Genomic DNA, 7,723 nt, shown 5'->3' on the forward strand with positions numbered 1-7,723 from the left:
GGTGGCGTTGAGGCGGGCGGTCAGGTCGGCCAGGGGCGGACGGGGTGGGACCAGCCAGGCCGCCAACGCCCACAGGCCGAGACCGGTTCCGGCGCCCAGCAGGGCCAGCGCGGTCATCCGCTCGCCTCCTCGGTGCGGGGGGTGGCGAAGAAGCGTTCCGGTTCCTCGATGCGGGCGATGCGGCGCAGCCATGTGAACGCGGTCGCGAACAGGGTGCCGATGGCCAGCAGGACGACCTGCCCGGCAGCCGTGTCGTAGGGGGTGAGGAAGGCGGGGTTGAGGAGGATCAGCCCGGCGGTGAACGTGAACGTGGTGGCCACGACCACGCGTTGCGTCGTCCGGATGCGGGCGCGGCCCGCCTCGATGCGGTGGCGCATCTCCACCTGCGCACGAGCCGTGGCCGCCAACTCCCCCAGCAAGGGCGACAGTTGGCGGGCATGGTGCTGTGCGGACAGGACCAGGGCGGCGATCACCAGGTCGGCGGTCGGGTCCTCCAGGTCGTCGGCGAGGCGTCGCAGGGCGTCCGTCAGGGGTTCGCCGCGCTCCAGACGGGCCGCCATCGCCGTCACCCGGGGCCGGATCGCCCGGGGTGCGGCGGGGGCGGTGGCCTGGATGGCCTGTTCGAGGCCGGCCGCTGCGGCGAGGGTGTCGCGCAGCATCTCCGTCCACCCCGCGATGCCCTCGATCCGGGCGGTGCGCTCGCGGTGCTCCGTACCGGACCCGAGGAGGTGCGGGAGGCTCCACGCGGCCATCCCGGCAAGCAGCCCGCCCGCGATCCAGCCGGTCACCACCCACGCCAGCACTCCCGCCGCGATCGATGCGGCCGTCCAACGTCCGGTGTACGGGCGCCGCTTGTGCGGCCGGGTGGCCGGGGTACGCCACGCGTGGACGATCAGGAGGAAGCCGCAGCCGGCGCCCAGGCCCAGGAGTCCCAGGAGGGGCGCGGTCATGCCCGGCGCCAGGCGGGTGGGTCGGTGCGTGCGGGGTCGAAGCCGACCGCGACGAGGTCTTCCAGGGTTTCGGTGCGCAGCGGGACGCCCGGGATCGCGCGCAGGTCGGGGCCGGGGCGGAAGACCTCGTTGGAGACGATCTGCCGGTCGTCGGCGTCCACGATCTCGCGGACGGAGGAGACGACGCGCTTGCCGGGCAGGCCGCGCGGCCGGTCGAGGTGGACGACGAAGTCGACGCTGGAGGCGACCAGCAGGTTCGTGGCCTCCAGGGAGAGGCGCTCGGGCCCCTGCACGGCGTACGCGGCGAGTTTCGTGAACGCGCCCCGGCTGGAGGAGGCGTGCAGGGTGCCCATGGAGCCGTCGTTGCCCTGCGACATCGCCGTGCACATCGGGATCACCTCGGGGCCGCGGACCTCGCCGACGATCACCCGGTCCGGGGACATCCGCAGCGCCCACCGCACCAGGTCCGCCGCGCTCACCTCGCCCCGGCCCTCGATGTTCGCCTCGCGGGCCTGCATCGCGACCACGTCCGGGTGCGCCCGCTCGTCGGTGTCCAGGCCGAGTTCGAAGACGTCCTCGACGGTGACGAGCCGCTCCCAGGAGGGGATCTCCGCGGCGAGGGCGCGCAGCATGGTTGTCTTTCCGATGCCGGTGCCGCCGGTGACGAGGATGTTCTTGCGGGCTCGGACCAGGGCGGCGAGGAAGGATTCCAGGCCGGGGTCGAGGGTGCCGCTGTGGCGGAGCTGGGTGAGGGTGGCGTGCTGGAAGCGGTGGCGGCGGATCGAGAGCGAGGGGCGCCGGGTGAGCGCCATCACGGCGAACGCCCGTTCTCCGCCGGGGAGTTGGAAGCTGACGCCGGGGCTGGCGCGGTCGAAGCGGCGTTCCTCGATACCGCTGCGCGCGGCCAGGTCACGGATGAGCTGGACGAGTTCGGCGTCGGAGGCGACGACCGGGGGGAGGCGTTCGCGGCGGCCGTCGTCGTAGCGGACGAAGACCCGGTCGCCGGTGACGTTGATGTTCTCGATCCGGGGGTCTTCGAGCAGGGGTTCCAGGCCGGCCGCGCCGAACACCTCGTTCAGGACGGTCGTGATGACCGCCTGCTCGACGTCCGCCGCCAGCGCCTCCCGCCCGCCTGCGAGGAGGGTGCGCGTGTACTCCTCGGCCGCCTCGCCCAGGATCTTCCCCGCCAACGCCATACGGTCGGCATCCGGGACGGGTGGGCGGCCGGCCTCCTCGTCGGCGCGCAGCCGCTGGGGCAGCTGTTCGGCGAGGCGGGTGCGCAGGTGGAGGCGGAGGGCTTCGGTGGGGGGCGCGGTCTGCATGCGGCGTTCGCCGAGGCCGGGGGACATGGCCGGGCGGGCTGGGTCCGTCGGGGGCATGACGCCGCCGACGGGCAGGACGCGGTAGGTCTTGCGTGGTTCGGTCACGGTGATACCTCGCTCCACGACGTTCTCGGATCGGTGCGGTGCTCGGCCGGCTGGATGCGCAGGGCCGTGGTGTCTTCCTGTGGCGGGGCGACGGCCAGGGAGGCGATGTGGTCGGCGAGTTGGGCCAGGGCTCGGCCGAGGGGTGAGCGGGACGGCGTGGTGCGGCGGCCGGGGCGTCCGCCCAGGGCGGCGGCGCCCTTCGGGTCGTACGGCAGCCGGGCCGTCACCTCGATGCCGAGTTCCCGCGCGACCTCCTCGGTCGGGTAGCCGTCGCCGACCAGGGCGAAGTACGGGTGCCGGGTGCCCTGCGTCACCCCGGGCCAGCGGGTCGCGACGTGCGCGAGGGCGTCGTCGCGGGCGCGGGAGAGCAGGAGCAGGGCGTCGGCGCCCTCGATCACCCTGGTTGCCGGGGAGTCGGGGTCGAGGCGTCCGCAGTCGGCGATCACGACCGTGCCGGGGCGGGTCGCCGCCCACCGCAGGACCTCGGTCCCCCGTCGGGTGAGCTGGGCCAGGGACGTACGGGTCTGGTCCGCGCCCACCGGAGCGGTCACCACCGGCAGCCCGCCGGGAAGCCGCTGCGTGTGCTGCCACACCAGCCCCGGACCCGCCCGATGCCGGGCTGCCGCCGCCAGCGACACCAGCCCCGGGTCGGTCTCCAGCCGGAAACGTCCGAGGAGGTCACCGCCGGCCGGGTCGCATTCGACGACCACCGGGTGCCCGCCCGAGGGCCAGCCCGCCGCCAGCCCGACCGCGGCCGTCGTCACCCCGGGAGAGCCTTTGAGGCTGCCCAGTGCCACCAGGGTCACCGGCCGTCTCCGTGTTCCGTGACCACGCCGAGCTGCCCGGCAGGTGCCGCCGCGAGCTCGCGGGCGCCGGTCCGGGGCAGGAGGAGGGAGAGGACGGTGGTCTGCCCGGTGTCGTCGGCGTGTACGTCGGTGACCGTGGCGGACCAGGACGTCGGCGGCGCGGACGGCGTGTTCTCGGCCGGGGCCTGGACGACGCTCACCCGGCTGCCCGGCCGGATGCCGGGCGGGAACTGGCCCGCCTTCAACGCGACGGCGGCCACCGCCTGCCCGGCCGGCGGGATGTCCGCGGGGCCCAGCACGCTCTTCGTCAACGGAGTCCCGGCGGGCAGGCTGTAAGCGACCGGACGGCCCACCACCGCCGAGCGCGAACGTACGGGGACCAGCGCCAGCCCCTCGGCCGCCACGCTCTCCTCCCGCAGATCACGCCCCGACAGCACCTGCCCCACCGACACCGGACGGGCCAACACCAGCACCGGCTCCTGCGCCCCGGCCTGCGCGGCGACCAGGACCCCGCCCGCCGTACAGCCCACCACCAACAGCACCCCCACCAGGAGGTAGGGCAGACGGCGGGGACGCGGCACCCCCGTCATCCGCGCCGACGACCGGTTACGGCCGGCGGACGGGCCGCCACGCCCGGAACCAACGGAGTGCGGGAACGTTCGAGTGTTCGCCAACGGGTGCCTCCCGGCACAGAACTTCTCCCGGACCGGGAGAACCACGGATAGAAGGTGACGTGCGCCGTCCAGGAGCGGCGTCCTGCGGAACGGCTGTCAGCCGCCGCTGCTGTTGAGTGCCTGGCTCTCCGCGACCGGGAAGCTCGCGGTCGACGTGGTCGTCAGGCCGGGGAAGACACCGCTCTGCCCGGCACCGGACCAGGTCACCGTCCACTCCACCGTCGCGGACACCGCGTACGCCTCCCCCGGCTCACCGGCCGACGACGCGCGGTAGGTGTAACCGCAGTCCGGGGAAGGGCTCTTCGGGTCCATGCCCTTCGCGTACGGCGTGCCGGGGCCGTTGCAGGTCACCGTGTTGCCGTCGCCCAGGTCCCACACGACCGACGTCGGCCGCGCGACGGCGGTCACCGACACCCCCGGCACCGACGCCGTCGCCGACACCGCACCCCACGCCTCTTGGTCCAGCCACAACCACGTCGGCAGTTGCACCAACTGCTCCCCCACCGGGCTCGTCTCGATCCTCGGCGACGGCAACCAGAGCTGCTCTCGGGCGACTTGCGCCAGCTGCGCCGGGGACGGCTGGGGGGCTCCGCCGTCCGGCTGCTGTCCGTCGGGGATCCAGACCGGGGGCCGGTAGAGCGCGTCCCGTACCCCACCCGCCGCGCACTTGTACACGTACCAGGCCCCCGGCTCTCCTGGCTTCGGATCCGCCACCGGCCGCCCCACGGCGAACGCGGCGGCCACCGCTCCCCCACCGCCGGTCCCGCCGTCGTACGACGTCCGCACCACGTCCGGCGGAGACTCGAAGTCACTGCGCTCGTACGAACACGAAGCCAGATTCAGGTCCGGATTCGAGAAGTTCGGCACCACCGGACCGTCATTGCCGCCTTCGGAGGCTGTCCCGCCTGAGCCGGAACGACCTAGTTCCCGGGGAGGATGCGCTTGGTGTGTGCCACCCGATCCCACGCCGAGTTCGCACCCGGGGTAGGGATTCTGGGCGCAGTCAACGTTCCTCCACACATCATCGGCAAGCGCCGGAAGCGAGCTTGCGATCACAACTGCGCCGACCGTACAGGCTACGAAGAGCGTGCGCCTCAGCATGAGCCAAGCCCTTCCACCGCGAAGCGCGTTACCTTCCAGGAACCGGAGGTCTGCTTCTTCACCTCGGCCGTGATCGCACGGCGCCCGCCCGGTTTGTGGTCCGCGAGTTGCCCGTCGCTCCTCCGATATTTCAACCAGTTCGTCGAGTCTCCGCAGTCGGAGACCATCACCGTCGTCGGGTTGTCCGCAGGCGTCGCCAAGGTCACCTTGGGGTAGTTCTTCGGCCCGCCTCTCGCCACCAGACCGTTCCGGTGATCCGCGTACAGGCCACGTGAGATCGCCGACAGCGCGTCCCCCGTCGCGTACCGGCCCAGAATCGGCGACCTCCAGTCCGAAGTCTTCGCCGCCTCCGCCATGTCCCGCCACATCCCCACGTACGCCGCCGAAGCCCGCTCGCGCGCAACCTCCGCCGCCGACACCGCGGGCGAGGAAACCGGAATCGACCCGGCGGGCGTCGACTTCTCTCCCCCCGAGGAGGTCTCCCCCGCCGACGTGCAGCCCACGGCCAGCAACACCAGCGCTGCCACACCGACTTGGCGCACAGACGTACGCGTTCCTAAGACCGCCACAGTTCATCACCTCGCGAACGATGCGGATCGCCGTCCGACGTACCGGCGCCCCCACATGTACCGCGCGCTCCCGTTCCAACTGCAAGGTGCGAACGGCCGACCGGAGCGCTCCGTTACCAAATCAATAGCAAGCACCCATTGGTCCGTACCGCAAAAACAGGAAATCTGGAGACACTCCGGTTGGCAGGGTTCACACGGAGCATCCGGGACGTTGCGGTAGCAATTCATGTCATCAGCTTTTCGCGTCCCCGTCGGGCAGGCCGCGTCTTCGGCGCACGATCGTCAGGAGCTGCTTCTCATGCTCGATTGCCCACTCCGCCACCGGTCCGAGCGCGTCCAGGAGTTCATGGCCGGCCGGGGTGAGGGTGCAGCGGGCGGTGGAGGCGATCTGGCCAGGGCGAGGTCGGTGGACGACGAGGCCGGCGTCGACGAGCCGGTGGAGGGTGTCCCAGAACATCTTCTCCGACAAGGACCGTTGCCCTGCGATGTCGCGGTTGCGGCCGATGCCCGCGTTGACGGCTTCCGTGACGCCGGTCGGCCGCTGAGGACCGTGGCTCAACTGGCACAGGATCGCGAAGGCCCAGCGCGGATGAAGTACTCCTAGTGCCATGCCCACGCCGCGCCGGCAGCTCTGCTCCGCCGTCAACACCGGTTCAACAACAGGATGTTGGCCAGAGCCACCACCCCGGCGGTGTCTTCGCAAGGTGGCAGCCAGACGGCTGCGATGACCAGTCGCCCATACGGCCACACGGCCCAAGGAGTGGAACAGTTCCTTGCCCTCCGACGTCAACTCCCACAGATCGGGACCGCCCCTGGCATCCGAACCAGGGTGCCCCACGAGCAGAAGCCCCTCCTTCTCCATCTGCCGAAGCCGCGCCAGAAGCACATTCGAGTGCAGGACGCGGGTGCCCACGAGGTCTGCGTTGCGCGCGGCGCCCTCGTTGATACTGATCAGTAACTGCCTGCCGTCCAGCGGACCTTCCAGGAGGGTGACCAGAACCGAGAAGGTCCAGCGGTTCCGGAGCAACTCCAGCGTCATGCCGATACCACGGAGTCTTCGCGCTTCCGCATCCATCGAAGTCCGCTACTCCGGTGCGATGCCGAGGATCGCCCAGACCACCCGGCCGCCGCGCCCGCTGTCCGGCGAGGCCGTTCCCCAGGACTGGCACACGGCTTCGACGAGCAGCAGCCCACGGCCCCTCTCCTCCTGCGGGGCAGCATGTTCGGGCGCCAAGGCGGACGATCCCGTGTCGTGATCCTCAACCCGGACCAGCATCCGGTGTCCGGAGGCGGCCAGGACGCAGGGAACGGTCCGGGTGTCCGTGTGGACAACGGCGTTGGTGAGTTCGGGAGGGGGTCCTCCCGAGGTGATGCGGTCGGAGAGAGCCACGGCTGGTTCCTTACGGAAGGTGAGGTTCGGCCGTAGCCATGCGCTGCACAGGCCACCCCGGCACTCGTGACCGGGGATCCGCCGAAGACAGCAAGGCTCGTGGGGGGTTCGCCGAGGACCAGGCGTACACGCCGCCGGCGAAGGACCTGAAGCACGGCTTCCGGAATGAGGAGTCGCCCACCGCCCGCTCACGCGTCGCCCGCGCAGGGTCGCCGCGCGCAACGCAACAGGAGTGACTCCGGTCGCGCCGTCACTATGCTCGCCTCTCCCGCCTCTTGGCAACACATCACTCGGCACAGTGCACAAATTCCCTGTGCGCCTGTCCGCCGCATGGGGACCGTGGCACACTGCGAGGTCACCGGGATCCCAGGAGGCACCGACGTGAGTGCGCCGCGGTCCGCCCCGACCGTCCTCCAGATGGTGCTCGGGCGACGCCTGCTCGACCTGCGCAAAGCGGCGGGAATGTCGTCCCAGGAGGCCGGCGCGCGGCTGCACATCGCGCACACCACGGTCATCCGCATGGAACAGGCGAAGGTCGCCCTCAAGTGGGCGACGGTCAAAGCCCTGTTGGAGCTGTACGGCGTCGAGAAGCCCGAGGCGGAGCAGTTCCTCGCGCTGACCGTGAAGGCCAACGAGCCGGGCTGGTGGCAGAGTTACCGCGACGCGCTGCCGGACTGGTTCGCCGTCCACGTGAGCCTGGAGAACGCCGCGACCCACATCCGCGGCTACGAACCCCACGTCGTCCCCGGCCTCTTCCAGACCCCCGGCTACGCCCGCGCGGTCCTATCCCTGTCTCTCATACACAT

Annotated in this window: 9 protein-coding genes; 1 reads left to right on the forward strand and 8 read right to left on the reverse strand. The window is 71.5% G+C overall.

Features of this window, described 5'->3' with window-relative positions; translation table 11 throughout:
* Positions 1-113 precede the first annotated feature (113 nt).
* The 8 genes from AOK24_RS05735 to AOK24_RS05770 all read right to left on the reverse strand — a co-directional run bounded on the left by AOK24_RS05735 (position 114) and on the right by AOK24_RS05770 (position 6,917).
* Positions 114-950, reverse strand: coding sequence for a type II secretion system F family protein (locus tag AOK24_RS05735; RefSeq protein ID WP_055718961.1), 837 nt, complete (start codon positions 948-950; stop codon positions 114-116).
* Positions 947-2,377, reverse strand: a complete 1,431-nt coding sequence (locus AOK24_RS05740; protein WP_338060927.1) for a TadA family conjugal transfer-associated ATPase — start codon at positions 2,375-2,377, stop codon at positions 947-949. The genes AOK24_RS05735 and AOK24_RS05740 overlap by 4 nt, the downstream gene beginning before the upstream one ends.
* On the reverse strand, positions 2,374-3,183 hold the full coding sequence (locus AOK24_RS05745; RefSeq protein ID WP_055718962.1) for a CpaE/TadZ family protein: 810 nt from the start codon (positions 3,181-3,183) through the stop codon (positions 2,374-2,376). Before AOK24_RS05745 ends, AOK24_RS05740 begins: the two co-directional genes overlap by 4 nt.
* Entirely contained in the window at positions 3,180-3,764 is a 585-nt protein-coding gene (locus AOK24_RS05750) for an SAF domain-containing protein (protein ID WP_206191148.1), read from the reverse strand. The genes AOK24_RS05745 and AOK24_RS05750 overlap by 4 nt, the downstream gene beginning before the upstream one ends.
* Positions 3,765-3,953: 189 nt before the next feature.
* On the reverse strand, positions 3,954-4,724 hold the full coding sequence (locus tag AOK24_RS50220) for a hypothetical protein (protein ID WP_240553677.1): 771 nt from the start codon (positions 4,722-4,724) through the stop codon (positions 3,954-3,956).
* Between the two features lie 227 nt (positions 4,725-4,951).
* Positions 4,952-5,485: a hypothetical protein gene (locus AOK24_RS05760; protein WP_205123699.1), complete on the reverse strand. Its 534-nt coding sequence runs from the start codon at positions 5,483-5,485 to the stop codon at positions 4,952-4,954.
* 274 nt (positions 5,486-5,759) lie between these two features.
* Positions 5,760-6,566 carry a winged helix-turn-helix transcriptional regulator gene (locus AOK24_RS05765; RefSeq protein ID WP_055718966.1) on the reverse strand — a complete coding sequence of 269 codons (807 nt, stop codon included), beginning with the start codon at positions 6,564-6,566 and terminating at the stop codon, positions 5,760-5,762.
* A 45-nt stretch (positions 6,567-6,611) separates the two neighbouring features.
* Positions 6,612-6,917: an ATP-binding protein gene (locus tag AOK24_RS05770; protein ID WP_055718967.1), complete on the reverse strand. Its 306-nt coding sequence runs from the start codon at positions 6,915-6,917 to the stop codon at positions 6,612-6,614.
* A gap of 381 nt (positions 6,918-7,298) precedes the next feature.
* Between AOK24_RS05770 and AOK24_RS05775 the strand changes: the two genes are divergently transcribed.
* Positions 7,299-7,723: helix-turn-helix domain-containing protein (locus tag AOK24_RS05775; protein WP_159051799.1), on the forward strand; the 425-nt coding region annotated here is incomplete at its 3' end.

Origin of the sequence: Streptomyces niveiscabiei, from assembly GCF_001419795.1 — a bacterium.
Classification (GTDB): Bacteria; Actinomycetota; Actinomycetes; order Streptomycetales; family Streptomycetaceae; genus Streptomyces; species Streptomyces niveiscabiei.